Annotated in this window: 20 protein-coding genes and 2 tRNA genes; 5 read left to right on the top strand and 17 right to left on the bottom strand. The window is 58.6% G+C overall.

Translation table 11 applies throughout. The features are described 5' to 3' along the window. From BMZ40_RS20090 to BMZ40_RS17935, 3 genes are all read left to right on the top strand, one after another. Window positions 1-2446 (top strand): DUF5801 repeats-in-toxin domain-containing protein (locus BMZ40_RS20090; RefSeq protein ID WP_177193265.1); only part of this gene is annotated, 2446 nt, incomplete at its 5' end. 118 nt (window positions 2447-2564) lie between these two features. Continuing rightward, window positions 2565-3092 (top strand): hypothetical protein, encoded by a 528-nt coding sequence (locus tag BMZ40_RS17940; protein ID WP_143075693.1) that lies wholly within the window; start codon window positions 2565-2567, stop codon window positions 3090-3092. A 140-nt stretch (window positions 3093-3232) separates the two neighbouring features. Next, complete coding sequence (locus BMZ40_RS17935; protein WP_177193264.1) at window positions 3233-4564, top strand: TolC family outer membrane protein; 1332 nt, start codon at window positions 3233-3235, stop codon at window positions 4562-4564. Between the two features lie 448 nt (window positions 4565-5012). Here the strand turns inward: BMZ40_RS17935 and BMZ40_RS17930 are convergent, their stop codons facing one another. The 7 genes from BMZ40_RS17930 to BMZ40_RS17900 all read right to left on the bottom strand — a co-directional run bounded on the left by BMZ40_RS17930 (window position 5013) and on the right by BMZ40_RS17900 (window position 9957). Continuing rightward, entirely contained in the window at window positions 5013-5306 is a 294-nt protein-coding gene (locus BMZ40_RS17930) for a type II toxin-antitoxin system RelE/ParE family toxin (protein ID WP_177193263.1), read from the bottom strand. Further along, window positions 5293-5535, bottom strand: a complete 243-nt coding sequence (locus BMZ40_RS17925; protein ID WP_092379209.1) for a CopG family ribbon-helix-helix protein — start codon at window positions 5533-5535, stop codon at window positions 5293-5295. Before BMZ40_RS17925 ends, BMZ40_RS17930 begins: the two co-directional genes overlap by 14 nt. 161 nt (window positions 5536-5696) lie before the next feature. Then, the gene (gene feoB / locus BMZ40_RS17920; RefSeq protein ID WP_092379206.1) at window positions 5697-7850 is read right to left on the bottom strand and encodes a ferrous iron transport protein B; all 2154 of its coding nucleotides are present in this window, start codon (window positions 7848-7850) and stop codon (window positions 5697-5699) included. Next, on the bottom strand, window positions 7847-8104 hold the full coding sequence (locus tag BMZ40_RS17915) for a FeoA family protein (RefSeq protein WP_092379203.1): 258 nt from the start codon (window positions 8102-8104) through the stop codon (window positions 7847-7849). Before BMZ40_RS17915 ends, feoB begins: the two co-directional genes overlap by 4 nt. 86 nt (window positions 8105-8190) lie before the next feature. Next, on the bottom strand, window positions 8191-8352 hold the full coding sequence (locus BMZ40_RS17910) for a FeoB-associated Cys-rich membrane protein (RefSeq protein ID WP_092379200.1): 162 nt from the start codon (window positions 8350-8352) through the stop codon (window positions 8191-8193). A gap of 479 nt (window positions 8353-8831) precedes the next feature. After that, window positions 8832-9170, bottom strand: a complete 339-nt coding sequence (locus BMZ40_RS17905; protein ID WP_092379197.1) for a DsrE family protein — start codon at window positions 9168-9170, stop codon at window positions 8832-8834. Between the two features lie 46 nt (window positions 9171-9216). Further along, the gene (locus tag BMZ40_RS17900) at window positions 9217-9957 is read right to left on the bottom strand and encodes an MBL fold metallo-hydrolase (protein WP_092379194.1); all 741 of its coding nucleotides are present in this window, start codon (window positions 9955-9957) and stop codon (window positions 9217-9219) included. Window positions 9958-10005: 48 nt separating this feature from the next. Between BMZ40_RS17900 and larE the strand changes: the two genes are divergently transcribed. Further along, window positions 10006-10911 (top strand): ATP-dependent sacrificial sulfur transferase LarE, encoded by a 906-nt coding sequence (gene larE, locus BMZ40_RS17895; protein ID WP_092379191.1) that lies wholly within the window; start codon window positions 10006-10008, stop codon window positions 10909-10911. Window positions 10912-10983: 72 nt separating this feature from the next. Here larE and zntB read toward each other — a convergent pair whose 3' ends face one another. The 5 genes from zntB to BMZ40_RS17870 form a co-directional block, all read right to left on the bottom strand. Next, window positions 10984-11964, bottom strand: coding sequence for a zinc transporter ZntB (zntB, locus tag BMZ40_RS17890; RefSeq protein ID WP_092379226.1), 981 nt, complete (start codon window positions 11962-11964; stop codon window positions 10984-10986). A gap of 61 nt (window positions 11965-12025) precedes the next feature. Next, on the bottom strand, window positions 12026-13051 hold the full coding sequence (locus BMZ40_RS17885; RefSeq protein ID WP_092379188.1) for a diguanylate cyclase domain-containing protein: 1026 nt from the start codon (window positions 13049-13051) through the stop codon (window positions 12026-12028). Beyond that, on the bottom strand, window positions 13035-13628 hold the full coding sequence (locus BMZ40_RS17880; RefSeq protein WP_092379185.1) for a chemotaxis protein CheB: 594 nt from the start codon (window positions 13626-13628) through the stop codon (window positions 13035-13037). The genes BMZ40_RS17885 and BMZ40_RS17880 overlap by 17 nt, the downstream gene beginning before the upstream one ends. Then, window positions 13625-14473, bottom strand: coding sequence for a CheR family methyltransferase (locus tag BMZ40_RS17875; RefSeq protein WP_245751144.1), 849 nt, complete (start codon window positions 14471-14473; stop codon window positions 13625-13627). The genes BMZ40_RS17880 and BMZ40_RS17875 overlap by 4 nt, the downstream gene beginning before the upstream one ends. After that, a complete protein-coding gene (locus BMZ40_RS17870; protein ID WP_092379179.1) occupies window positions 14455-18525 on the bottom strand; it encodes a response regulator in 4071 nt (1356 codons plus the stop codon). Before BMZ40_RS17870 ends, BMZ40_RS17875 begins: the two co-directional genes overlap by 19 nt. A 580-nt stretch (window positions 18526-19105) precedes the next feature. On the opposite strand from BMZ40_RS17870, the gene BMZ40_RS17860 reads away from it, so the two are divergent. After that, window positions 19106-20035, top strand: coding sequence for a magnesium transporter CorA family protein (locus tag BMZ40_RS17860; RefSeq protein WP_092379173.1), 930 nt, complete (start codon window positions 19106-19108; stop codon window positions 20033-20035). Window positions 20036-20093: 58 nt separating this feature from the next. On the opposite strand, the gene BMZ40_RS17855 is transcribed toward BMZ40_RS17860, so the two are convergent. The 5 genes from BMZ40_RS17855 to BMZ40_RS17835 form a co-directional block, all read right to left on the bottom strand. Beyond that, complete coding sequence (locus BMZ40_RS17855; RefSeq protein WP_092379170.1) at window positions 20094-20720, bottom strand: LysE family translocator; 627 nt, start codon at window positions 20718-20720, stop codon at window positions 20094-20096. A 137-nt stretch (window positions 20721-20857) separates the two neighbouring features. After that, window positions 20858-22480, bottom strand: coding sequence for an FmdE family protein (locus tag BMZ40_RS17850; RefSeq protein ID WP_092379167.1), 1623 nt, complete (start codon window positions 22478-22480; stop codon window positions 20858-20860). Window positions 22481-22611: 131 nt separating this feature from the next. Continuing rightward, window positions 22612-22687: transfer RNA gene (locus BMZ40_RS17845), tRNA-Thr, on the bottom strand. An 8-nt stretch (window positions 22688-22695) separates the two neighbouring features. After that, window positions 22696-22772 (bottom strand) — tRNA-Pro (locus BMZ40_RS17840). A gap of 193 nt (window positions 22773-22965) precedes the next feature. Further along, window positions 22966-25026, bottom strand: coding sequence for a methyl-accepting chemotaxis protein (locus tag BMZ40_RS17835; RefSeq protein ID WP_092379164.1), 2061 nt, complete (start codon window positions 25024-25026; stop codon window positions 22966-22968). Between the last annotated feature and the right edge of the window lie 34 nt (window positions 25027-25060).

The raw sequence follows: 25060 nt of genomic DNA, 5'->3' as shown, positions 1-25060 counted from the left end.
ATTGACGCTGAGCGGCGACGGCACGACCCTCCTGAAGACGGCTCAGGGTGACTTTGCGATCACTCTGGTGGAGACCGGCGATCAGACGATCGAAGGTCAGTACCAGGACGATGGCACGCAGACGGCGTTCACGGTTTCCATTGGCGTCGACGGCAAGCTGACCGTGACCCAGTATGTGGCTCTGGAGCACAATGACGACGGTGACACCGTTGCCGATTACGACGACACCCTGGACCTTTCCGGCCTGATTTCTGCGACGGTTACGATCACCGATGGCGACGGCGACACAGCCAGCGGCAGCGCGGAGATCGGCGGCGCGGTGACCTTCTACGACGACGGCCCGAGCCTTGGGACTTTGTCTTCGAGCGTGGCCAGCGAGATAACCCATGACGAGACGCCCGGTTTGCAGGATGGCGGCGTTCCGGACAAAGATGATGTTAACCCCGATTTGGTTTCCTTTGAGTTTGCGCATTTGGGGACTCCTCTCGGAGCCGCTCAGGATATAGTCGTGTCCATGACTCTGGGCGGTGCGGCCGCCTACGGGGCCGATGGAGCAGGTGACACGAAGATAAATGGCTTCAGTCTCACAACCAGCGAAGGTAATGACTTCGATGGCGTGCCCACCGGCCTACAGGCAACCAATGGAGATTCGGTATTCCTGTTCACCGAAGGCAATTTGGTAGTGGGTCGTGAGGGTGGCGAAACGGGCGATCCGGTCTTTGCTCTGCAGATAGACAGCACCGGCAAGGTGACTTTGGTTCAGTATCAGGCGATTGATCATGGCGAAGGCAATGGCGCTGAAGACGCCACGACCGGAGCAGACGAGTACTTGAGCTTGACGAACTTGGTCTACGTCACGACCAACGTGACGGTAACCGATGGGGATGGTGACTATGTGACCGGCAATGTCACTTCTGGCGACGACCTAACCATCAACTTCTACGATGATGGGCCGGTAATTCATTCAGTAATGGATGGCGTTTTGTCCAATGCTGCGGAGGTTGCGTTTACCGGTAGTTACTCTGCGGATTTCGGAGCGGATGGACTTAACTATATGTCCGTAGCCTTAGAGGAAAGTGGTTTCTTCGGAGGAGTGCCTGTTTCCTTTGATCATGGGACGACCATCAATGGAGTAACCCCTGTTGCCGTACTCGGCGCAGGTGAGACTGTGTTGAATTTTTACTACACAACGACAATAAGCAATGTCGCTGATGGCGGTGATGGAAGCGTTGTGTTGAATGCGTACACTATTCAAGCGGATCCTGCAGGTAGTCAGTTCTTTGAGCTAGTCGTTAAAGGTGATGGAACTTACTCATTTGAAATGATCTCGAATGAGATCCTTTCAAATACAACAGTGACTGGTGGTGATTTTGATGCATTTGGCCCAATTACTCAGGTCTCGACAGCTGATCAGTCTCTGGTCATTTATGGTTCTGCTAAAGTAAACGCTTCTGACAATGGCATCGGTATTCAACAGCCGACAATTGGATCTGGAGAATGGATTAAACTGGATTTTTCCAGTATGCAGAAATATGTTAGTTTTACGCTGCAGCAATGGACATCAACTGGTTCTGCATCTGTGCAATTGATGATTGATAATGTTGTCTATGATTTTTATCCTCTTGATGATGCAAGGGAGAATGTAAATTTGAGCAAGCCTGCTTCTTCTGTGTTGACTTTTGAGGTTGTTGTAGATGCTGAGCAGGCAGGGACGTGGGGCCTTAATGGGAGTGTGCTTTCTGTGTATGTGGCGAATGAATTCGAATCGCTGCAGTTTGACCATGAAGGTGGAGGAGAAAATTTTAATATTAACAACATTACGTACGACTTAATTACAACAATTGAAGATATAAGCTTTAACTTTGAACTTTCTGTGACAGATCTAGATGGTGATAGCTTTACGCTGAATGATAGTCTTACCATAGCTATGATTGACAGTGCAGATGATTTAGACGTATCTTCGGTTGTTGGTATTGATGCTCATGATGGGGTGGTGTTGCTTGGAAACGGCGAAGATGATGTTCTTATTGGTGGAGACGGGGATGACGTCCTTATAGGTGGCATTGGTGATGACATCATGACTGGTGGTCTTGGTAGTGACATCTTCAAGTATGTAGAAAGTGATTTGGATGGCAGTATTGATCACATCCTGGACTTCAGTGTTGCTAGCTCTGGAGGCGATATGCTCGATTTGGGTGAAATTCTTGAGGGTTATGCAGCTGCCGCCGATAAGAATGCATTCTTCTCCATACAGGTCCAGCCAGGTTCGATTGATACGGTGGCAGGCACTGCACAATTGACTGTGGGTGTGGACTCCGATGGTGCAACTGGAGGCGCTTTATTTACGCCTGTCGCACAGATTGAGATTACGGACTTCTCAGGTACTTCGGAAGCTGATGCTGTCAGTGCCATGCTTGACCATATCGTCAAGACAGAAATGCCCTAACCTATGACAAGGGTGAAGGGAGCATCGCTCCTTTCACCCTTTTTCCTCAATCACGGATTTGATCATCAGCCTTACTTGCCTGAGATGAACTCAGGAATACAACGCAAAGAGAAGAATTATGACAGCGACATCTTCAACCGACCACATTGAAACAGTTCACGCCGAAACCGGAATGTTTTGGGCCGTGGACGTGGGGACGGATTTGTTGCGAGTTGTCGAGTTTGCAGGACACTTCGTGCCAGACAGCGGGTTGGTTTTGAATCCTCCGTTCGGTGGGGAACTGACTGTCTGGCCAGACGGGCAGTATTCTTTTGTCTGGCCCGTTTCCGGGGACGGCGAACAGTTCATGGTCGGTACGCATTACAGCTATATTGTTGAGGCCATGGACGGAAGCACGTCGTTTGGTACCTTCGCCCTTGGCGAACAGGCCCTGGAAGAGACAATGCCCGATTTTCAGTCCTGGTCCCTGGATGACATCCTGTCCCTGGAGGACGTTGTTGGCCTGTCCGGCCATGGTCCCGTGGCCGAGTTTTCCGGCTTTGACGTGGGAGTGCAGGTCGGAGCTGATCTGGATTTGAGCTCCGGCACGGGAGATTTGACCCTCGACATCCTCGAGCATGCGATCAAGACTTCGTACGAATCGTAACTTGTCCTACATGTAGGTAGGACGCTGGTTTTTATTAAAAGGGAGTGCAAATCTCCCTTTTTCCGTTTACAAGCTCCATTGCGATCATTAGATGAAAGCAAAATAAGTCCATGTTTTACCTTAGCAAGGAGAGGAAATTTATGAACGCAAAAAAATTGAGTCTTGCTCTTGTACTGTCGGTGATGCTTTCGGCCGGAGTGGCTGTGGCCGAAAATGACATCACCCTTCAGAAAAGTGTCATCGATACCCTGCGCTATGCCCCGCGTCTGGAAATGATCAAACACAACCGTGAAGCGGTGGGGCATGACTTGGACAAGTCCAAGGGCCGCTGGTACCCCAAACTCGACATCCGTGGCGGGTATGGCACGGATGCCTACCACTCCGAACTTGGCGTGGACGATGAAGGAGATTGGAAGGGCCGCGGTGAACTCTCCGCGATCCTGAGCCAGCGTCTTTATGACGGTGGCGAGGCTTCCAGCCAGATCCGTCTGGATGAAAGGCGCGCCGCTTCCCTGGACCATCGCGTTTTCGACAACGCCGAATCCCTGGCCCTGGATGCCGTCATTGCTAACCTCGAAGTGTACCGCCAGCGCGAACTGCTCTTCCTGGCCGAAGAGAACGCCAAGGCGCATCGTGATATCCTGTCTTCCCTCAAGGAGCGCGAGGAGGCCGGTGCAGGCAGCGTGGCGGACGTGACCCAGACCCAGGGCCGCCTGTCCATGGCTCAGGCCTCCATCGAAAAGACCCGCTCCGCCCTGCAGGCGGCTTTGAATGAATACCAGCGCCTGACCGGCGTGCTGCCCGGCAAGATCGCCGTTGATCCGTATCCGCAGGACCTCATTCCCGCTTCCCTGGACGACATGACCGCCCAGGCCATCGGCAACAATCCCAAGATCAACGCCGCCGGTGAAGACGTCAACGCCGAGGCCGAGCGCATCAACATCGCCAAGGCAAATTACCACCCCTATGTGTATTTCGAGCTGTCCTCCTCCTATTCCGACGGCGTGGAGAATCAGGAATACTGGGAGCGCACTGACGCCGCCATGGTCCGCTTCAACTGGAATCTGTTCAACGGCGGTTCCGACGTGGCCGGTCACAAGGCCACCAAGGCTCGCAAGCGCCAGGCCGAAGCCGACAAGTTTGACCTGACCCTGGCGGTCGAGAACGAAACCAAGACCACGTGGTCGCAGTACAAGTCCTCCCTGAACGAAGTGAAGGAATACACCTCTGCCGTGCAGTACAACCGCGACACCAAGGAAATCTACCTGGAGCAGTTCGGCGTGGCACAGCGCAGCTTGCTCGACGTGCTCGATTCCGAGAACGAAGTGTTCCAGTCTTCCAGCCAGTTGGTCACCTCCAGCGTGAACGAGCAGATCGCAGCCTACAAGCTCATGGCCCTTTCCGGCAACCTGATCTCCGCTCTTGGCGTTGATCCGGCCCTCTACAAGGACCCTGCGGCCCAGGCTGAATAATGGCCGATTGATTCGAGGCGAAGGCCGACTTCGCCTCGATTTGATTTCCAAGCCCTTGCCAAGCCCTTGCCGAAAAGCTTCGGCAAGGGCTTTTTGCTACGTGTATAAAATCTCATGGACAGTGTTACTTGCCCGCGCTAGGTAGCAAATGGCTTGTTCGCGGAATGCGCAGCCAGCTGTTTTGGCAATGAAATTTTTCTCAAATGTATTTTAAGGAGCAGAAATGCTTGCAGATTTTGGAAAGAGACTGGTTCTGGGCCTGATTGCCGCCGCATGTGTGGTGGGAGTGCATGCAGCCATGGTTTTTTCCTCGGTGGGATGATGCCGCCGCGAATGGCCTGATCCCGGGCCGCGTACCAAGACAACCTGCGTTACAAGAACGCCCCTGACGACCCTGTGCTTTTGCGCGGGGTCTTTGTATTTGGCAGGGCGGGCGGAGGCGTTGCTATCAGGGGACGTTCTGATGGCCGGGATGTCTGCTGTTGTGCAAAATTCTCAGGATGTGCAGTTCTGTGAAACCGATTTTATAGACGATGACAAACGGCAGTTTGGGAAGGTTCAGTTGTCGAGTTCCCTCGATTCGGCCAGGAGGTGCCGAGCCGGGAAAAAGGGCGAGTTGTTCCACTGCCTTGAAGATTGTGGCTGCCAGCTTTGCAGCCTTGGCGGGATCCTCCTCCAGAGCATGTTTGGCGGCTTCGAGGATGTCCTGCCTGGCTGGCGGTGTCCACTTAATCGACAGCAACGCCAAGACTCCGCACAGCGTTCTTGACTTCGTCGTGGGTCACAAGGTCGCCTGCTTCGGAGGCGTGAAGGCCTTTACGCACTTCGTCGATAAACCAGATTTCATATTCAAGATATCTGGTCACGGCGTCGTTGATTATCCAGGAGCGCGGACGGCCCAGAGTGCCGGCAAGCTGATCAAGCAGGGCAAGCGTGTCGTGTTCGAATCTGACTGTCGTGGTTTTCTGCATCCGTCCTCCATATTCTTTAAGAATACATTTGATTATATCCGGATGCAAATACGGTCAATAGCGCGGACAGGATGCACGGGCGCGCGCTGAAAAAGGTCCGGGGCGGCAGGGCCCAGCCCTGCCGCCCCGGTGGAGGGGAGGTTGATCGAGGGAAAACGTTTCTACAGGGCCATGCCGACCTGATAAATGCTTACGGACACTCCATAGGCCAGGATCGTATTGAAACCCACCGAAAAGACGGCCCATTTCCAGCCGATCTCCCGGCCGATGACGGCCACGGTCACGAAGCAGGGCGCGTAGAGCAGCACGAAGGCGATGAGGCTGACCGCCACCCACATGTTCCAGGCCGGATCGGTGCGCAGCTTTTCGGACAGGCCGGTGCTCTCCTCGGGATCGACTTCGCCGAGGGAATAGGCGGTACCCAGGCTTGAGACGATGACTTCCTTGGCCGCAAAGCCTCCCAGAAGGGCGATGTTGGTGCGCCAGTCGAATCCGGCGGGCTTGGAGACGAGCTCAAGAGCCGTGCCGATCCTTCCTGCCAGCGAGGAGCGCAGGGCATCCTGGGCTTCGGCGTTGTCGATGACGGCCAGGGCTTCTTCCATGTCGGCGTCGCTCTCCCAGGTCATGGCCTGGGCGGCGGTGCGTTCGTTCTCGAAGCGTGCGGTCTGTTCCTCGGAGGGGCCGGGAAAGGTCATGGCCGCCCAGAGCAGGATGGAGATGGCCAGGATCACGGTGCCGGCCTTCTTGATGTACTGCCAGACGCGCTCCCAGGTGTGCAGGCACATGCCCTTCAAGGTGGGCATGCGGTACGGCGGCAGTTCCATGACAAAAGGCGTGGCCTCGCCCTTGATGACGGTGGAGCGCAGGATGCGGGCTGAAAGGAGGGCCATGACCCATCCGCCAAGGGTGATCCAGAACAGCGCGCTGGCGCCGGATCCCGGGAAAAAGGCGGCTGCCAGAAGCAGGAAGACGGGCACCTTGGCTCCGCAGCTAAGGAAGGGCGCGGTCAGGACGGTTGCGATCTTTTCCTTGGGGCTGCGCAGGGTGCGTGCCGCCATGACGCCGGGCACGGCGCAGCCGCCGGGAATGCCGCCGGAGATGATGAAGGGCATGACCGAGCAGCCGTGCAGTCCGAAGATGCGGAAGACGCGGTCGAGCATGTAGGCCATGCGAGCCATGTACCCGGAATCTTCCAGGAAGGAGAGAAAGAAGAACATGATCATGATCAACGGCGTAAAACCGAGCACGCCGCCCACGCCGTCAATGATGCCTGATACGATGAGCGAGCTGAGCAGGCCTTCGGGCAGGATGGCGGTGGCCGTTTCGCTGAGCCAGCCGAACAGTGCCTCCACCCAGCCCATGGGCACTTCGCCCAGCGTGAAGGTCAGCTCGAACATCAGATAGATGATGGCGAACATGAGAAAAGGTCCGGCCAGACGATTGGTCAGCACCATGTCCAGCTTGTCGGTGATGTCGAAGCGGGCCTGGGTCGAGGGCCGCGTAACCACTCCGTCCTTAAGGAGCCCTGTGATGAACCCGTACCGGTAGTCGGCGATGAGGCATTCGGGCTCGGTGTTGAGGGTCTTGCGACAATGCTCGGCCAGGGTGCCGGTCAGTTCCAGCAGGCGCGAGTGCACATCCGTGAAGGATTCGCCCAAGGCCAGGACTTCGGCATCGTTTTCCAGATACTTGAGGCCGAGCCAGCGGGATGGATAGCGGCCATCGAGAAAATTCGAAGATTCGATCAGTTCTTGCATGATGTTGAGGGTCTCGTCGAGGTCGTGGCCATATGAGATGCGCAGCTCCTTGCGCGCGGGGCGACGATCGAGCATGGCCGTTCGCGCCTCCTGCAGCAGATTTTCGCGGCCCTCGCCGGTTCTCGCCACCATTTCGAGGATGGGAGTGTCTAGAAGCTTGGAGAGACGTCCCGTGTCGATGCTGACACCTTTGCGCCGGACTTCGTCCATCATGTTCAGTGCCACGATGACCGGAGTGCCGAGTTCCAGGATTTGCAGCACAAGATACAGGGAGCGTTCCAGATTGGTCGCGTCCAGCACCGCCACCACGGCGTCGGGATTTTTTTCGATCAGAAAATTGCGCGCAACCAGTTCGTCCTGGGTGTAGGCGGTCAGGGAGTAGGTTCCCGGCAGGTCGACCACGGTGATGTCGAGCTCTTCGATCTTGAGGCGGCCTTCACGTTTTTCGACGGTGATTCCGGGGTAATTGCCCACGTGCTGCCTGGCGCCGGTCAGGTTGTTGAACAGGGTCGTCTTTCCGGAATTGGGGTTGCCCATCAGGGCCATGGTGGCGTTCATTGACGGTTTTCTCCGCTGTTGTTCACGTTGACCATGATCAGGTCGGCTTCATTGTTGCGCAGGGTCAGGGTAAAATCTCGCAGGCGCAGGGCCACCGGGTCTTTGAGCGGCGCCCGGCCCATGATGGTGACCTGGGTACCGGGCACAAGTCCCATGTCGCGAATGCGCCTGCCAAGTTCGCCTGATGCGCTGATGGAATCGATGATGCCGGACTGATCGGCCTGCATGGACCTGAGGGTGATGGTTGAGTTCATGGCGGCTCCAAGTTAGGTATGTCTAATCATGTGTATAAAAAAATACCTCTTTGCAGAGGGGGGACGGCGAGAAGGATTATGGAAAATCAGCCTTTTTTGGAACGGCAATCTCCAAGCGGTTTGGGTTCAAGGTTGTTGGAACAACCCGAACAGCCGCAGCACGGGTCGCTTTTCTTGAAGTGACGCCGCAGCAGGTAGATTGCCGCGATGGCGATCACGCCGAGGGTGATGAGAAGGTCAAGATTCATATCGTCTCCGGAATTGTTTGTCGTGATGAACTTATTATGCGGGCGGATGGGTGGAAGTCAATAAAAAAATTAGTCGTGGTGAATTATTTTTTGCGATGTGAGGGGTGGTGGGCGTGGGCGTGGTAGGGGCGTGTGCGGGGGAGGGGAGGGGCGAAAGATTTTTCGCCCCTACAGCGGGCGGGCGCTGGTGTGGTGCCCCCGACATCCGTAGGGGCAAAAAATCTTTTGCCCTCCCCCTGCGGACAGAATTGAAAAGGCGTGCTCATGAAATATGGCCTTGATTGGGCCGCGTCATAGGGACAGGCCCCACGTCCCTGTCTGTTTTCGGGATGAGAGGATGCAGGATGGTGGATGGTTGCCTGGAAATGCCGGAATGCGTGGGCGTGGGAGGGGCGAAAGATTTTTCGCCCCTACAGTGGGTGGGCGTTGGTGTGGTGCCCCCGACATCCGTAGGGGCAAAAAACCTTTTGCCCTCCCCCCTACGGTTTGATGTATGCGCAGCCCTGCTGTTGCAATTTGATCAGGGCGACAACGCCGGCTGGGACGGTTTCGCATCCGGGGCAGAGGTCTTCCTCGGGGATTTCGAAGGCGCGCAGGGCGTTCTGGCACACGAAGACCGTCACTTCGGACTGGATCAGGTTCTTGATGCGCGTCAGAAATTCGTCCTCGCCGTTTTTGCGGAAAAATTTGACTGCGGGTCCATTGACCAGCAGATTGATGCGTGCTCCCGGCTTGGCGGCGCGCAGGTTTTCCATGTTGGTCAGGGCGATGCGCAGAACCTTTTCTTCGTCCAGGTCCAGGTGAAAGACGACCTTCATCGAGATCTCCTCGGTTGATGTTGAAAATTGTATTGATACAGGCGGACTACGATCCGGAGCCGATGCCGCGATTACTCAAGTTGTCCCGGTGTGTGGTGACGTAAAACGGGGACAGCCCTTCAGGCAAGAGCATGTTTTCGCCCCGCCGCAAGCCGTCGAGATAGTCGATGGTGCCGTCCAGAATTTCCTTGCCGCCCATGGGGCCGTGGGATGGAATGATCCTACACGCACCCGGGTGCTTGCGCCAGCGCAGAAGCTCCTCTATCCACGCATCAAGGTTGCAGCCCGCAGGCACGCAAGGCAGGGGCAGTTCCACGGCGTCCCCGGCCAGCAGAAGCTCCATTTCCGGTATGAAGGCCACGAGGGTGTCCGGGGTGTGCCCGGGCAGGGAGTGCAGCTGGACCGTCAGGCCGCCGAGGTCAAGGTCGAGGCGGCCTTCGAAGGTGATGTGCGGCGGGATGAGCTTGACCTCGTCCCACCTGCCCGGTTCCCTGGCCTGCATGGCGACCAGGGTCTGCCGGGCCTCGACCTCGAACCGCCGGGCGCAGTCCGAGTGGCCGATGATGACGGGATTGTCCAGGGCTGCCGTGCCCTGCACGTGGTCCCAGTCGGCGTGGCTGTAGACAGCCAGACACTGCTGTCCAGCGCAGATTTGGGCGAAGCGGGTCATGTCGCGCGGACTGGTCAAGGTGTCCCAGATCAGGCAGAACCGGGTTCCCCGGATCAGGACGCTGCGGACCGAAAATTCCCCCGCGTCAATTTCGTGGATCGCGCTGAAGTGGCTCATGGCGGTCGCTTACGGTGTTTTTGGCGGGCAGGGAAGAGGAAACATTGGATGAAGATCAGCCTGAAACGAGGAGTCTCGATGCCCGTGCATGACGAAGCTGCCGCCTTGGATTTTCTGATCGGTCGGCTGCGTGAAACGGGCCCTGTCACCGTGGCCTTTTCCGGCGGGATCGACAGCCGTTTTTTGGCCCATGCCGGTTTGCTGGCCGGAGTGTCGGTGGAGCTTGTGCATGTTCGCGGCCCACATGTCGCCCCCGAAGAGTCTGAATACGCTCTCGGGTGGGCTGCAAGCATGGGGCTGTCCGTGAAATCGCTGCTGCTTGATCCGTTGATTCTGCCCGAAGTCGCGGCCGGTTCGAAGGAGCGTTGTTATGAATGCAAGCGCTTTCTTTTCGAGCAGATTCTGTCCGTCGCCACGTCGCCTGTCTGTGACGGTTCCAACGCCTCGGACGCCCAGCAGTTCCGTCCCGGCAGGCGGGCACTGCTTGAACTTTGCATCCGCTCTCCCCTGGCCGAAGCCGGATTGACCAAGGACATGATTCGCTCCCTGGCCAGGAAGACGGGCCTCGCGCGCCCGGAGCAGCAGGCCCGGGCCTGTCTGCTGACCCGCCTGCCATATGGCCTGCCTCCTGATGCGCGGCTATTGGCGCGTCTGGCCGCCGGGGAGCGGGCCGTGGAAGAGGCTTTGCAAGCGGCGGGACATGAGGAATTCCCATTCAGGCTGCGACTTGGCGACTCAGGATGCCATGAACTGCATCTTGGCCGTGAGATTCATTCATCCCGAATGCTTTGCAAGTTGGAGGAGGTTCTTCTTGCCGAGGGTTTTTCACGCATATCGGTGCGCTGCGTGTCCCAACTGAGCGGCTATTTCGACAGAATGGATGCTAAACAAAAAACACAATCCGTTCTTGCAGAGGGGCGTGCCGGAATGTTAGAGAGCGCACAAGACGATTGATCAGATCCTTTGCGTGCGTGCCATGGTGGTGCCGCGCTGTAATCCATGCTTGGAATGATCAATCGTCTTTTTTTATAGCCAGCGGGATCGCTTGAAGATCAGGAAGATGCCCGCTCCCGCCAGCGCGACGCCCAGGCAGAATGCGGCAAAGCCCCATGGGCTGCCGGATCCGGGGATGCCGCCCACGTTGATGCCGAAAAGTCCCGTCAAGAATCCAAGCGGAAGGAAGATCACCGTCACCACCGAAAGCATGAACATGCGCCTGTTCAACTGCTCCGAGGCGTGGTTCACGAACTCCTCGTGGGCGAGGGCCGCGCGTTCACGAACCGCGTCAAGATCTTCTATGTGCCGAATGAGTTCATCCGTGGTTTCGCGAATGCGGAAATGATCGTCCGGGCTCATCCATGGAACCTGCTCGGTGGTCAGCCGTGACAGAGCTTCGCGCTGCGGCGCGAGGTAGCGGCGCAGCGCGATGGCCTGCCTGCGCAGATCGGCCAGGCTTTCGCGGGCCCTGGCATCCTTGTGTTCGACGATCCTCTCTTCCACCTCGGCCATGTTGTCTTCCAGTGCCTCGATGACCTCTCCGATGTTGCCCGTCATGAGCGCGAGCAACATCACCAGAAATTCCCCGCTGCTGCGGGGGCCGTGTCCCGCTTCGAGTCTGGCCTGGATAGCTTCCACGGATTTGAGCCGGCGCTTGCGTGTGGAAATGATCCGGCCGTCCTCGATCCATAATCTTATGGAGACCATGTCCTCGGGCTCGGCGCCGGGATTGAGGTTCACTCCACGCAGCGTCAGGAGCAGCCCCTCGCCGTGATGCAGTACGCGAGGCCGTGTTTCTTCGTCGAGCAAAGATTCCGCCACCGGAATGCTCAGCAGTTCGGAGTGCAGCAGCCAGTCCCGGGTTTCCGGGTCGGCATAGTTCAGGTGGAACCATGCGAGGCCTTCGCTTCGAGGCACGTCCTGTCCCGGAACCCAGGCCTGACGCGCTCCATGTCCCCGCCCGTCAAGAATCCTGAAGGCGCTTAGAGGCAATGAGTCTGGCGTCGTCATTTCATGGGCTCCGCTGTCGCCATGCATTGCATAATACATGGACTTTCAAAGGGTGAAGCGCCTAGTTCCAGGGAGATCTGCACGACAGGGGAATGCAGTCGGTGCGAATCCAGCGGTCCCGGCCTTCCTGCTTGGCCTGGTAAAGTCCCTGGTCGGCGGCCTGGATCAAGTCTGCCGGGATGCAGCCGGGAATCGGGATGACCGTGCTCACTCCAAGGCTTACGGTGACAACGCTCTGGACCGGCGAGTCCAGGTGTTCGATCGTAAGTTCGGCTACGGTTCTGCGCATGCTCTCCGCCACCAGTTGCGCTCCCTCGGGGCTGGTGCCCGGCAGAATGGCCGCGAATTCCTCGCCGCCATAGCGTGCGACCATGTCGGCGGGGCGTCGCATCATGGCCGCCAGGGCCGAGGCCACGCGGCACAGGCAGCAGTCGCCGGCCAGATGTCCGTAGCGGTCATTGAAACGCTTGAAATGATCCACATCCAGGATGATCAGCGAGAGAGGGGTTTTTTCGCGGGCCATGCGGTTCCACTCCAGATTGAGCATCTCGTCGAATTGCCGGCGGTTGGGGATGCCGGTCAGTCCGTCAAGGGACGACAGGAGTTGCAGCTGGCGGTTTTTTTCCTCCAGCTCGGCCTGTAGCTGATTGAGTTCGGCGATTCTGGCGTCAAGTTCCCGGGTCTTGCTTTGCAGTGCATGCCGTTGACGATGAATTTCCAGGAATATTCGGACCTTGCAGAAGAGCATTTGCGGGTCCAGGGGCTTGAACAGATAGTCCACGGCCCCGGAATCGTACCCGCGAAAAATGTGTTGATGCTCGGTATGGCTGGCGGTGACGAAGATGATGGGGATGTGCCGGGTGCGTTTGTTGCCGCGCATCAGTTCCGCCGTTTCGAAACCGTCCATGTCCGGCATCTGCACGTCCAAAAGCACAAGAGCAAAATCGTGGTCCAGCAGGCTGGCCAGGGCTTCCTGGCCTGAGCCCGCGCGCACGATGTTCAGCTCCGGGTTTTCGAGGAGATGTTCAAGGGTCAGCAGGTTTTCCGGGCGATCGTCCACGATCAGGATGTCAATCGGTGTTGGCATGGCTCGGTCCAATAAGGAGGTTGTTCAAAAAAGGGGCGATCTCGCGCAAAGGCAAGACATGGTCCACATTGGTGGATTCCAGGGCGGCCCGTGGCATGGCGTCCGCCAGGGCCGAATCCGGGGACTGCACGATGGCGAGGCCTCCTCGGCGCTTGATGCGGGCCAGTCCCTTGGCTCCGTCCTGGTTGGCCCCGGTCAGGATCACGCCGACGAGCGCGGCGCCGAAGGCGTCGGATGCGGTCTCGAAGAGCACATCCACCGAGGGCCGTGAAAAATTCACTTTCGGGTCAACGCTGAGGCAAAGGCTACCATCCGGTTCCACCAGCAGATGATAATCGGGTGGAGCCACATATGCCACGCCCGCCTTGAGAAACTCCTTGTCCTCGGCCTCCTTGACTTTGAGCCCGCTCACCTCGTCCAGGCGGACCGCAAGATAGGAGTCGGCCTGGGGCGAAAGGTGCTGCACGATGAGCACGGGCACAGGGAGGTCTTTGCGCAGGCCCGGGACAAGAATCTTGAGGGCTTCGAGCCCTCCGGAGGAGACACCGACAACCACGGCCTTGAACGCTCTCTTCATGCGTCCCTGCGCTTGCGGTATATTTTTTCCTTTTCCCGCACGACTTCAAATTTTTCCGCATGCCTGGAAAATTTGAGGCTTTCCTTGCTTCCCAGACACAAGAATCCCCCCGGACACAGGCTATCGACAAAAAGTCCAACTACCCGGTCCTGCAACTCGCGGTCGAAGTAGATGAGGACGTTGCGGCAGACAATCAGGTGCATTTCGCCGAAAACTCCGTCCGTGACCAGATTGTGCTCGGAAAAGAAAACCCTTTCTTTGAGGAACGAACACAGCAGCGCCCGTTCGTCATCGGCCGTGTAGTAGTCTGCAAATGAATTTTCCCCGCCCGCCTGCTGGTATTTGGTCGTGTAATCCTTGAGCTGCGCCAGCGGAAAGGCGGCTTCCCTGGCCTGTTCCAGGATGGCGCGGTTGAAATCCGTGGCGTAGATCTGCCCGCGCTCGCGCATTCCCGCCTCGTGCAGCAGAATGGCCATGGAGTACACTTCCTGTCCGGCGGAACATCCTGCATGCCAGATCTTGAAGGACGGGTAGGTGCCGAGCATGGGCAGGATCTCGTTTCTGAGCGCCTTGTAGAACGGCGGGTCCCTGAACATCTCCGAGACATTGATGGACAGGTCCTGCAAAAAAATCAGGAACATCTTTTCGTCATGCAGGACCGCGTGCTGCAACTGCGAAATGGAAGCCAGCCCGGAGAGACTCAATCTGTACTCGGCCCGCCGCTTGAGGTGGGCCATGGAGTAGTTGCGAAAGTCGTACCCGTATTTGAGGTAGATGGCTTCCAGCAGAAGACGCAACTCGATGCGCTCGGTCTCGGGATGGACGTTCATTTGCGGTATAGCCATACGCGCAACAGCGAGAGCAGCTTGTTCATGTCCACGGGTTTGGCCAGATAGTCGTTGGCGCCGGCCTCGATGCAGGCGCTCTTGTCGCCCTTCATGGCCTTGGCGGTCAGGGCGATGATGGGCAGATCCTTGAGCCTCGGATCCTTGCGGATCTCCCGCATGGCTTCATAGCCGTCCATGACCGGCATCATGATGTCCATGAGCACCAGATCTATCTCGGGATTTTCCCGCAGCTTGGTCAGGCTTTCGCTGCCGTCCCGGGCCACCACGACCTGCATCCCTTTTTCCTCAAGCACGCTCGTCAGCGCAAAAATGTTGCGCATGTCGTCATCGACCACGAGGACCGTGCGCGCGAAGAGTACGGATTCCGGCTCCGAGTCGGTCTGGAGCATGCGTTGCTTTTCCTGGGGCAGATTGGCCTGGACCCGGTGCAGGAAGAGCGTCGTTTCTTCCAGCAACCGCTCCGGAGAGCGTGCGCCCTTGACGATGATACTCTCAGCATACTGCGAGAGCCTGCGCTCTTCCTCATCGCTCAGGTCCCGGCCTGTGTAGACGACCACGGGCAGGGCGGACGGAGCCGGGCCGGAGCGCAGCGTCCGCAGCACGTCAAAGCCGGACATGTCGCTGAGCCCAAGGTCCAGGATCATGCAGTCGAAGTTCTGGGACTTGAGCAGCGCCAGCGCCTGGGCGCCCGAGGCGGCGGTCACGGTTTCAACGTCTCCGTTGCCGATCAGTGCGCGAATGGACTCCCGTTGCAGGGCGTCGTCATCGACCACGAGTAACCTGCGCGAGGGTTTTTTGATGAAGGAGTCGATTTTTTCAAGCAGTTTTTGCAGTTCTTCGATCTTCACGGGCTTGGTCAAAAAGGCCAGCGCGCCCATGCGCATGGCTTCCAGGCTGCGGTCTTCCGCCGAGATGAAGGACAGGGGGATGTGACGCGTTCGGGGATCGTTTTTGAGTCGCTCCATGACGGTCCAGCCGTCAATGCCCGGCAGGACGTTGTCAAGGATGATGGCGCTTGGAGCATGAAAATCGGCAAAATGCAGACCGGTCTCGCCGTCGGCCGCGAAGAGGACCTTGAAGCCCATGTCTCGCGCCTGATCACGCAAGATGCGGGCGAAACGCTGGTCATCCTCGATGATCAGCAACGATTTGTCGCTGGATTTGAGGTTGGCGCGATCGTCCTGCAGATAGGGCGCGGGTGCTTCGGCCTCGGGCTTTGCAGCCCGGGGGGGCGTCGCTTTCTGCTCGGGCGCGGACTCCCTGGGGCGGATTTCGTCTGCGGAAGTGCCGGCGTGGTGGCGCAGGGGCAGGATCAGGCTGAAGGTCGAGCCTTGGCCTTCCCGGCTGTGTAGGCGGATTTCTCCGCCCAGAAGTTTGGTCAGCTCCCGGGAGATGGACAGCCCAAGGCCCGTGCCGCCGTATTTGCGGCTGGTGCTGCCGTCGGCCTGTCGGAAGGCCTCGAAGATCGTGCCCTGCTTGTCCTCGGGAATTCCGATGCCCATGTCCGTGACCGCGATGCAGATCGCTTCCTCGGTCGAGGCGATGCTGCCGGGCAGAGTGATTTCAGGGTCGGGGCGGGAGATGGACAGGGTCACGCTGCCGTGGTCCGTGAACTTGAAGGCATTGGACAGAAGGTTGCGCAGGACTTGCTGCAGCCGGTGCGTATCGGTGAGCATGGTCTCGGGCAGGGACGGGTCCTGTTCGACCAGAAAGGAGACGCCCTTTTCCACGGCGACACCCTTGAAGACCCGTTGCAGGTCCGAAATCATGGAGGTTAGCGGCATCTCTTCCAGATGCAGCTCGACCTTGCCCGCCTCGACCTTGGACAGGTCCAGAATCTCGTTGATGAGGCGCAAAAGATCCGCGCCCGAAGAGTTGATGGCCGACGCCGCTTCCGTTTGTTTCGTGGAAAGGTTGCCTTCCTTGTTGTGCGCCAGAAGCTGGGACAGGATGAGGATGGAGTTGAGCGGGGTGCGCAGCTCGTGGGACATGTTGGCCAGGAATTCGGATTTGTACCTGCTCGCGCTTTCCAGTTCCTGGGCCTTGAGCTTGAGTTGCTCCTGGGCGCGCAGAAGCTCCTTGTTCTTGCGTCGGATGGCGCTTTTTTGCTCTTCAAGCTCCATGGCCCGTTCGCCAAGCTTGTCGTTGACGGAGCGCAGTTCGCCCTGCTGATCCTGCAGCCTGCGTTCGGATTCCTTGAGGGCGCGGGTCTGTTCGGCCAGTTCCTCGTTGGTGACCTGCAACTCCTCCTGCTGGGCCTGTAGCTCGGTCTGGGACTCTTTGAGCATGTTGGTCTGCTCTTCGAGTTCCTCGTTGGCCACCCGCAGCATCTCCTGCTGTTCCTGGGCCTGCCTCAAGAGGTTCGCGATCACGCCGCGCGAGGTGGCCATGTTGAACAGAACCGCTGTATTCTTGGCGATATCGGCTATGAACTGCCTGTGCAGAGGTGAAAATGCATATTCGCGGCCGATGAGGAATGCGCCGAGCAGCTCCTTGCCCATGAACACGGGCGCGGCCAGGAAATGGCTGGGGACGGCTTCACCGGGACCGAAATGAAAATGCGGAGCCCCTTCTTCGACCTGAGCGAAGGTAAGGATTTCCCCTTCCAGGGCGGCCTGGCCGACCAGCCCCTCGCCTACGCGCAGCCTGGTGAATTGCCCTTGCCGGTTGGTGAAGGCGTAGGACGAGGTCAGCACCAGCTCGCCGTCATCGTGCAGGAAAAAGAGTCCGATCTGGCTGTCCAGGTGCTTGCAGATGAAGGAGATGAAAAGCCGGGCCAGTTCCTGAGGGCTGTGTTCGCCGCGCAGGGTGTCGTCGAGCCCTGTCTTGCCCTGGTTGAGCCAGTCCATTTCGCGCAGGTTGCGGGCCATGCTGTTCAGGGCCTTGGCCAGCATGCCCAGCTCGTCCTTTTGACGCAGGTCCAGGCGGGCCTTCAAATCTCCGGCGGAGATGGCCTCGGCGAAGCTCACGCCCTGTTCCAGCGGCTGGCTGATGCCCTTGGCCAGACCGTAGGCGCCCGGCGCGATCATGAGGGCCAGCACCGCGCCGGTGACGCAGATAATCAGCAGGAACGTCCAGATGGGGCGCAGAATTTCGCCCTTGTCGATCTTGGAAATGAGAATCCAGTTGGTGCCCAGCACGTCCAGCGTGTTGAAGGCCACCAGTACCGTCGTGCCCGAGCTGTCCTCGTAGGTGCCGCCACCGCCATCGAAGCCGTTGGCCACGGCGTCATGCCAGTAGACTGGAGTGCGGGGCAGGGTGTAGCCGATGACGTAGAGCCCGTTGCCCATCGTCTTGATATCGCTGCGCATTTCGAATTTTTTTTGGGCTTCGAGCCAGCGCAGCAGATAGGATTCTCCCGATTTGCCCAGCCCTTGCCGGGAGGGCATTATCTGGTTGATGAATTCGCCCGAGACGCGCGCGGCGATGACTCCGGCCACGCCGCCCTGCAGATCAAGGACCGGATAGCCGATGAAGGCGGCCTGTTTCCCGCCATTGGGCTCGTAGGTGCTGAAATCCTCGAAGGCCACGTCTCCGCTGCGCAGCACCCGTTCCCAGAGTCTGGCCAGCGCCGTGTGGCGGTAGCGACCGGTGGCCAGGCTGGTGCCAAGCTCCTCGCCCTGGCCGGCCGCGTACATGACATTACCGCCGCGACGGTCGATCAGGTAGATGTCCTCAAAACCGTTGACCGCGATGTAGCCTTTGAGCTGGGAATCGTATCTGCCGTGAATTCTTTGATATTCGCTTGATTCGATGGGATAGGGGCGCGCCGGGTCTTCTTCCCCGAGCATGTTCAGGTCTTCCACGGCCTGCTGGGTCTGCCGCAGTCCGGCCAGGAGCTTGAGCCCGCTTATGCGTTCGGTCAGGGTGGTTTGCAGCTTGTCGCGCTTGATGGCCTGGATGCTGCCGAGTTGTTCAAAGGCCAGATCCAGAAGGGCGTTGGAAGCGGAATAGCTGCCGATGAGGGCCACGATGCCCAGAGGAACGATTCCGGTCATGATGAACAGGAACAGGAGCTTGGGCTTCATGCGGATGTTGTCAAAAATCATGGTTCATCCTGGCGCTCTGGAGGGGATGCGTCCCGAAGGTCGCGTGTAATGGGAACTGCCGTGAAAGAATCGGTTGCTCTTACGTTAAAACGCTTTCAAGGGCAACGCATCCGGCGCGGATTTCAGGAACTTTTTTGGACGTTTGCGACAGAAATTACGGGATTGGACTTGCGTTTCGAGAATGTCAGGCGTACGGGTTGCCATCGTTTTTTGTGTCCCGGACATTGTGCCCGGGCGACATGCAAAGGAGATCACAGTGGATTCTGGCGACAGTTGCGGCCCTAGGCCCTGCTTCCGACATCGTAAACTTTTTCGTCGAGCTCCCCGTCCTCATCGCGCCTGACCAGGCCGCCTGACGGAGCCTCGGCGCTGCGGCAGGTGGATCATGCTTTCCCACACTTTTCGTTCCCGTGCGGTCTTTTGCCGCCGCTTTGTCCGCTCCGGACAGCTTCCTCGTGCCGCAGGTCGTTCCGCGGACCCGTACTCGTGATTCTTCAGATCGGTTTTGGGCCACGTCCGGGCTGCCGATGAACCCGGCGTATTTTTTCTGCCTGTTCACACCATTTGAAGGACTCTCGACATGATTACAATCCACAAGACCATTGATGGAATCCTGTCCCCTCAGGAACACCTCGACTCCGACTGCTGGGTCAACCTGATCAACCCCTCCGAGGAGGAGTTGCAGCGCACTTCGATCCTGCTTGGCATTCCCCTCGACCATCTGACCGACCCGTTGGATGTCGACGAGCGCGCCCGGCTTGAGCTGGAGGAAGGTGTGCTCCTGCTGGTCCTGCGCGTGCCGGTCGAGAATGTCTCCGATCGCATTCCCTATCTCACCCAGCCCATCGGCGTGATCATAACGCCCACGGCCGTGGTCACGGTCTGCCGCTCTCCGCAGGATCTGGTCACCGGGATTCTGAACGGCCGCACCCGCATTGTGGATACGGCGGACAGGATGCGTTTCGCCATCCATCTCATGCAGCGCACGTCGCTCATTTACCTGCGTTTCCTGAAAGACATCATCAGGCGTTCGGACGTGATCGAACATCGCCTGCAGCAGTCCATGCGCAATGAGGAACTCATCGAGCTTCTGGGCATCGAGAAGAGTCTGGTCTACTTCACGACCTCCCTCAAGGCCAACGACATCATCATGGACAAGGTTCTGCGCATGCGCACCATCCAGTTGACCGAGGATCAGTCCGATCTGCTGGAGGACGCCATCACCGAGAACCGGCAGGCTATCGACATGTCCAAGATCCACAGCGACATCCTGTCCGGGACCATGGACGCGTTCGCCTCCATCATCTCCAACAACATGAACATGGTCATGAAATTCCTGACGGGATTTACCATCATCCTCATGATCCCCAACATCATCTCGGGTGTTTACGGCATGAACATCGCGACGCCTTTTCAGGCTTCGCCCCATGCCTTCGCCATTGTCTCCGGGATCGCCGTCGGTGGCTGTCTGCTCGCCTGGCTTTTGCTGGCCAGGAAGCGCTGGATGTAGTTTTCCTGTAAAAGATGAAAATGAAGGCGGACCGGATGCGGCCCGCCTTTTTTTTGGGCTAGCGGTCGGCCCAGAGCAGGCGCAGGCCGAGCAGCATGAGGATGGCCCCGGCGCCCTTGTGCAGCCAGGCCGAGAGGGAGGGGCGGGCCGCCAGGCGGGAGTTGAGCGCTCCCGCGCCAAGGGCCACCAGCCCGAAGCCGAGCATGGTCAAAACGACGAAGGTCAGGCCGAGGATCATCATCTGTATGGCCGGGTGCCCCTGGTCGGGGCGCACGAACTGCGGAAAGAAGGCCAGGAAAAAGATCGCGACCTTGGGGTTGAGCAGATTGGCGAGGATCGATTGGCGAAAGATGATGCGGGCCGTCTTGTCTTCCCCGTGTCCGGAGAGGATCAGCGCCGGGTCCGCCGTCCAGAGCTTGAAGCCGAGGTAGAGCAGGTAGATGCCGCCCGCGACCTTGACCAGGGTGAAGGCCAAGGCCGACGAAGCCAGGATGGCCGAAAGTCCGAAGACCGCAAGCAGGGTGTGCCCGATATTGCCCAGGCTGAACCCCATGGCGGCGGCCAGCGCGGCCGAGCGCCCCTGGGCCACGCCTCGGGTCAGCACGTAGATGATGTCCGGGCCGGGGGTGAAGATGAGCAGGAGCGAGGTCAGGCTGAAGACGAGAAGCTGGTCGATGCTGATCATGATTCCTCCGAGGTTATGATGCCGGGATGGATAATCGATGATCGGGCGGCGGGCAAGCCTGACGGGTGAAAGAAAAGAGGGCCTCGCCGTCGCGATCTCGACGGCGGGGCCCCTTGGCGTCATTCAGGCCTTTTGGGCTATTTGGCGAAGGTGCACTTGGGGTAGGTGCAGGTGTTGCACTGCAGGCAGATCCCGCCTTCGCCGATGCGGGCCAGGTCGCGGCGGGTGATGGGCACGCCGGCCAGCAGGCGGGGCAGGAGCACGTCCAGGCTTGTGGTCTTGAAGAAGAGGGCGCAGGCGGGCACGCCCATGACCTGTACGCTTCCGATGCGGCCGATGAGCGTCATGGCTCCGGGCAGGATCGGCGCGCCGTGCAGGGCGTCGGTCATTCCGGCGTCCTCCAGGCCCTTGCGGGTCACGTCATCGGGGTCAACGGAGAGCCCGGCCGTGGTCACGATCAGATCGGCGCCACTTTCCAGCAGTTGCTTCACGCCGTCGGCGATGGCCGCCCGGTCGTCCGGAGCAACGACCTCGCCAACGACCGTGGACCCCAGCGCTTCGGCCTTGGCGCGGATGATGGGCGCAAACCTGTCCTCGATCAGTCCCTGAAAAACCTCAGTACCCGTGACCAGCACGCCGATCTTGGCCTGGCGCAGCGGGGCGATGGACATGATCGGCTCGTCGCCGAGCGCGGTCAGAGCGCGACTGAAGTTCTCGCGGCTGAGAAAGAGCGGGATGGCGCGGGTGCCGCCCACCAAGCGGCCTTCTTCGACCAGGGCGCAGTGCTGGCGCGTGGCGCACATGACGTTGGGGGTCAGGTTGAAACGCTCCAGTGCTTCAAGGTTGACCTGCAGGAGGCCGGAACAGGCCGCATGAAAGTCGATCTTGCCTTCGCGGGGCTCGGGCGTGCACGCGATGCCGGGGCCCGCCATGCGGGCGGCAAAGCTGATCGCCGCGTCGTTTTCGTGCACGAATTCGCCTTCGGGCAGGTTTTCGTCCTGTACGTAGACGCTGTTGCGGCCCATCTGCTGCAACCGGCAGACATCGCCGGCGGTGATGGTCTGTCCGGCCAGGAATTCCGCGCCCTTGCTCTGGCCGGGTTCGATGCGGGTCATGTCGTGCAGGGCCTTGCGGCCGACAGCCTCGGCCACGGGTACGCGGGTCGGCATGCATTCCTCGGCTTCAACTGCGCGCGAATGTTCGTAGGGGGCCTCGCCCTGGCAGCCTCGGCAGATGGCTCCGTCGCTGACCGGATAGGCTTCACGGCAGACCGGGCAACTGTCGATGCGGGTCATGTGGCTGTGCCCCAGGAGCCTTTGCTGCACCGTGACTTTTTCCAGGCGCAGGATGGTGTCTCCGGCGGCCTCGATTTCCCGGAACAGCTCTTCGGTGTTCTGGTCCTTCTTGGGCACGAGCTTCAAGAACCAGCCTTCGATCTGCGGCCAGTCCTTGAGTTTGTCCAGATCGACGCTGACGCGCACGCCGACGCCCGTGTACTTGTCGAAAAGGGAGACGGCATAGCGGCCAAGGTTGACGATTTTCATCCAGCCGTTGCCGATGCTGCACAGCGTCAGGAGCTGCACCGCGTCGGGCAGGCATTTTTTGCTCTCGACCACGGCCTCGAAAAGTATGTTCGGCGGCAGCGCGGCCTTGGCCATCTCGACCATGTAGCCGCCTATCAAGAGGCCGGGGGCGGGATAGCCGTGAAATTCGGCGGCTTTGTCCTTGAATTCCTGAAAGGTGTAGGAGCCTACGTGCATGTATTCCTCGCGGTGGAAAGGTTTTTGTTTGACCGCGAAGATCTAGCAGCGAAGCGGCCAAAAAAGAACTTTGTGAAAAAGATGGATATCACGCAACAAAAAAAAGCCAGTCCTAAGACCGGCTTATAATCTGGAGCCCACAAGCAGGATTGAACTGCTGACCTCGTCCTTACCAAGGACGCACTCTACCGACTGAGCTATGTGGGCATTTCGTGTGGTCGGGATGAGAGGATTTGAACCTCCGGCCCCTTGAACCCCATTCAAGTGCGCTACCAGGCTGCGCTACATCCCGACACGAGAAAACGCTTCTAGGTAGAGGCTTGGGCTTTGTCAAACACTTTTTTGATTTCAACCCGAAATAACGTGACAATTTTTGAAATCGTTTGTTTTTCCGGGCCGCTATGTTTGAGTCCTGGCTGGATAAAACTGTTTGCAGACGGAAAAAAAGGCCGCATGCGGCCTTTTTTTCCACCCATTGGCCGGGCCTAGATCTTGAATCGTGAAACCTGATCCCGCAGGCGTTCGGCAAGTTCGGAGAGCTCCATCGCGCTCTGCTGCACGGTTTGGCTGCTCGCGGTCATCTCGTTAGAGGCCGAGCGCACCTTTTCGATGTCGGAGCTGATGGAGTGGGTCATGGACGAGCTGGTGGACACGTTGGAGTTGATTTCGGTGATGCCCATGGACGCCTGCCCGACGTTTTCGGCAATGTCGCGGGTGGTCACGGATTGCTCCTCGACCGCAGCGGCTATGGTGCCCACGATTTCGTTCATCTCGGCGATGACCCCGGTGATGTCGGAGATGTCGCCCACCGTCTGGGTGGTCACGGACTGAATGCCCGTGATCCTCTCGCGGATGTCCTCGGTGGCCTTGGCGGTCTGTTGCGCGAGTTCCTTGATCTCGTTGGCCACCACGGCAAAACCTCGTCCGGCCTCGCCTGCCCGTGCAGCTTCGATGGTGGCGTTCAAGGCCAGCAGGTTGGTCTGAGAGGAGATGGCGGTGATGGTCGCGGTCACGGCGCTGATTTCCTTGGCGGCCGAGCCCAGTTCATCGACCCGGCCCGATGCGGCCTGGGCCTTGGACACTGCGCTTGCGGTCGTGTTCTTGGCCCGTTCGGAGTTCTGGGCGATCTCGTGGATGGTAGCGGACATTTCTTCAGCCGCCGTGGCCACGGTGGTCATGTTCATGGAGGCCTGTTCCATGGCCGCCGAGACGGAGTTCATGTTGCCGCTGACTTCCTCGGCCGAGTTGCTGACCGTGTTGGCCATGCTAGCGGTCTGGGCCGAGCCTTCGGTCATCTGGGAAGATATGCTCGACAGTTGCGTGGACGCGGTGGCCAGGGATTGGGTGGCGGTGTTGATTTCGCCGAGCATTTCCTTGGTGCGGCCGACCATGGTGTTCAAGGCGTCGGACAGATGCCCGATGGCGTCCTTGGCCGGGTGTGCGAAAGCGATGGTGTAGTCGCCATCGGCCACCTGCAGGCTCTTGGCCGCGAGTTGGTTCAGGGGCTTGGCGATGCCGCGGATAAGCAGCACGGCGACGAATACGCCGAGGAGCATGACGGCCAGGCCGACGTAGATGCAATCGGTGATGATTTCCGTGTCCAGCCCGCGAACCATCTGGTCATCGGTCAGGCCGACGGCGACATGCCAGTCCCAGGGTTCGAAGTGGTGAGTGAAGGTGATTTTGTGCTCTCCGTTCCACTCATAGTCGAGGAAGCCGTTCTTGTGTTCGCGAAAGAAATCCCCGATGCCGGGCACCTCAAAAATGTTTTGTCCTTCGAGGGTGGGATGGACCAGCACCTCGCCTTTGGAATTGTACACGAAAAAGTAGCCGACACCGCCCGCCTTGATGGTGGTCAGCATTTCGCGCAGCTGCGGGGTCAGTATCTTGCGTCCCACGAAGAGGACCGCCACGATCTTGTCGTCGGCGTTGTACACGGGCTTGTATGAGGTCACGTACCAGTCGTTGACCACAAAAGCGCGGCCGTTGTAGGTCTCGCCACTCATGACGGTCTTGTATACGAGGCTGTCGGCGGGGATGTAGGTGTCCACCGCACGGTCCGTTTCGTTGATGCGCACGTTGGTGGATACCCGCAGCAGTTTGTCGTCGAGCACCTGAAAGATGGTGGCCACACCGCTGGTCATGAACTGGATCTTGTCCACGATGCCCGTGTTGCCGTTCATGACGGTTCCGCCGAGCATAAGCCTCGGGATGCTGACCTGCTTGACCTCTTTTGATACTTGGTTGGTGATGGAACGGTCCAGCATGTAGCTTGGGTCCAGGTCAAAGGAGCCGTAGCGGTCCAGCTCTCCCTCCAGGATGGTCATGTCGCCGGCGAGTTTTTCGAGCAAAAGTGAATTCTGGGTTTCAAGCGAGATGAAGACGGAGTTGTTGACGTTCTCCAGCGCATCCCTGCCGAGGCTTTCCAGTCCGTCCCTGACGAGAACGTTGGTGACCGCGATTACCGATATCATTGACAAAATCAGGATGGACAGGATTCCGGTAAACAGCTTGGTGGTGAATTTGATGGACTGGGTGTTGATCATGCGCCTTCCTCTCTCGAGATTTTGTATTACGATT

Origin of the sequence: Desulfomicrobium apsheronum (assembly GCF_900114115.1) — a bacterium.
In the GTDB taxonomy this organism is placed as follows: domain Bacteria; phylum Desulfobacterota; class Desulfovibrionia; order Desulfovibrionales; family Desulfomicrobiaceae; genus Desulfomicrobium; species Desulfomicrobium apsheronum.
This window is presented reverse-complemented; position numbering and strand designations above follow the sequence as displayed.

Bases quoted from the DNA above. Each gene is read 5' to 3' on its own strand.
- BMZ40_RS17940 (WP_143075693.1), top strand. From the start codon at position 2,565: ATGACAGCGACATCTTCAACCGACCACATTGAAACAGTTCACGCCGAA.
- BMZ40_RS17935 (WP_177193264.1), top strand. From the start codon at position 3,233: ATGAACGCAAAAAAATTGAGTCTTGCTCTTGTACTGTCGGTGATGCTT.
- BMZ40_RS17925 (WP_092379209.1), bottom strand. From the start codon at position 5,535: ATGCAGAAAACCACGACAGTCAGATTCGAACACGACACGCTTGCCCTG.
- feoB (WP_092379206.1), bottom strand. From the start codon at position 7,850: ATGAACGCCACCATGGCCCTGATGGGCAACCCCAATTCCGGAAAGACG.
- BMZ40_RS17915 (WP_092379203.1), bottom strand. From the start codon at position 8,104: ATGAACTCAACCATCACCCTCAGGTCCATGCAGGCCGATCAGTCCGGC.
- BMZ40_RS17910 (WP_092379200.1), bottom strand. From the start codon at position 8,352: ATGAATCTTGACCTTCTCATCACCCTCGGCGTGATCGCCATCGCGGCA.
- BMZ40_RS17905 (WP_092379197.1), bottom strand. From the start codon at position 9,170: ATGAAGGTCGTCTTTCACCTGGACCTGGACGAAGAAAAGGTTCTGCGC.
- BMZ40_RS17900 (WP_092379194.1), bottom strand. From the start codon at position 9,957: ATGAGCCACTTCAGCGCGATCCACGAAATTGACGCGGGGGAATTTTCG.
- larE (WP_092379191.1), top strand. From the start codon at position 10,006: ATGAAGATCAGCCTGAAACGAGGAGTCTCGATGCCCGTGCATGACGAA.
- zntB (WP_092379226.1), bottom strand. From the start codon at position 11,964: ATGACGACGCCAGACTCATTGCCTCTAAGCGCCTTCAGGATTCTTGAC.
- BMZ40_RS17885 (WP_092379188.1), bottom strand. From the start codon at position 13,051: ATGCCAACACCGATTGACATCCTGATCGTGGACGATCGCCCGGAAAAC.
- BMZ40_RS17880 (WP_092379185.1), bottom strand. From the start codon at position 13,628: ATGAAGAGAGCGTTCAAGGCCGTGGTTGTCGGTGTCTCCTCCGGAGGG.
- BMZ40_RS17875 (WP_245751144.1), bottom strand. From the start codon at position 14,473: ATGGCTATACCGCAAATGAACGTCCATCCCGAGACCGAGCGCATCGAG.
- BMZ40_RS17870 (WP_092379179.1), bottom strand. From the start codon at position 18,525: ATGATTTTTGACAACATCCGCATGAAGCCCAAGCTCCTGTTCCTGTTC.
- BMZ40_RS17860 (WP_092379173.1), top strand. From the start codon at position 19,106: ATGATTACAATCCACAAGACCATTGATGGAATCCTGTCCCCTCAGGAA.
- BMZ40_RS17855 (WP_092379170.1), bottom strand. From the start codon at position 20,720: ATGATCAGCATCGACCAGCTTCTCGTCTTCAGCCTGACCTCGCTCCTG.
- BMZ40_RS17850 (WP_092379167.1), bottom strand. From the start codon at position 22,480: ATGCACGTAGGCTCCTACACCTTTCAGGAATTCAAGGACAAAGCCGCC.
- BMZ40_RS17835 (WP_092379164.1), bottom strand. From the start codon at position 25,026: ATGATCAACACCCAGTCCATCAAATTCACCACCAAGCTGTTTACCGGA.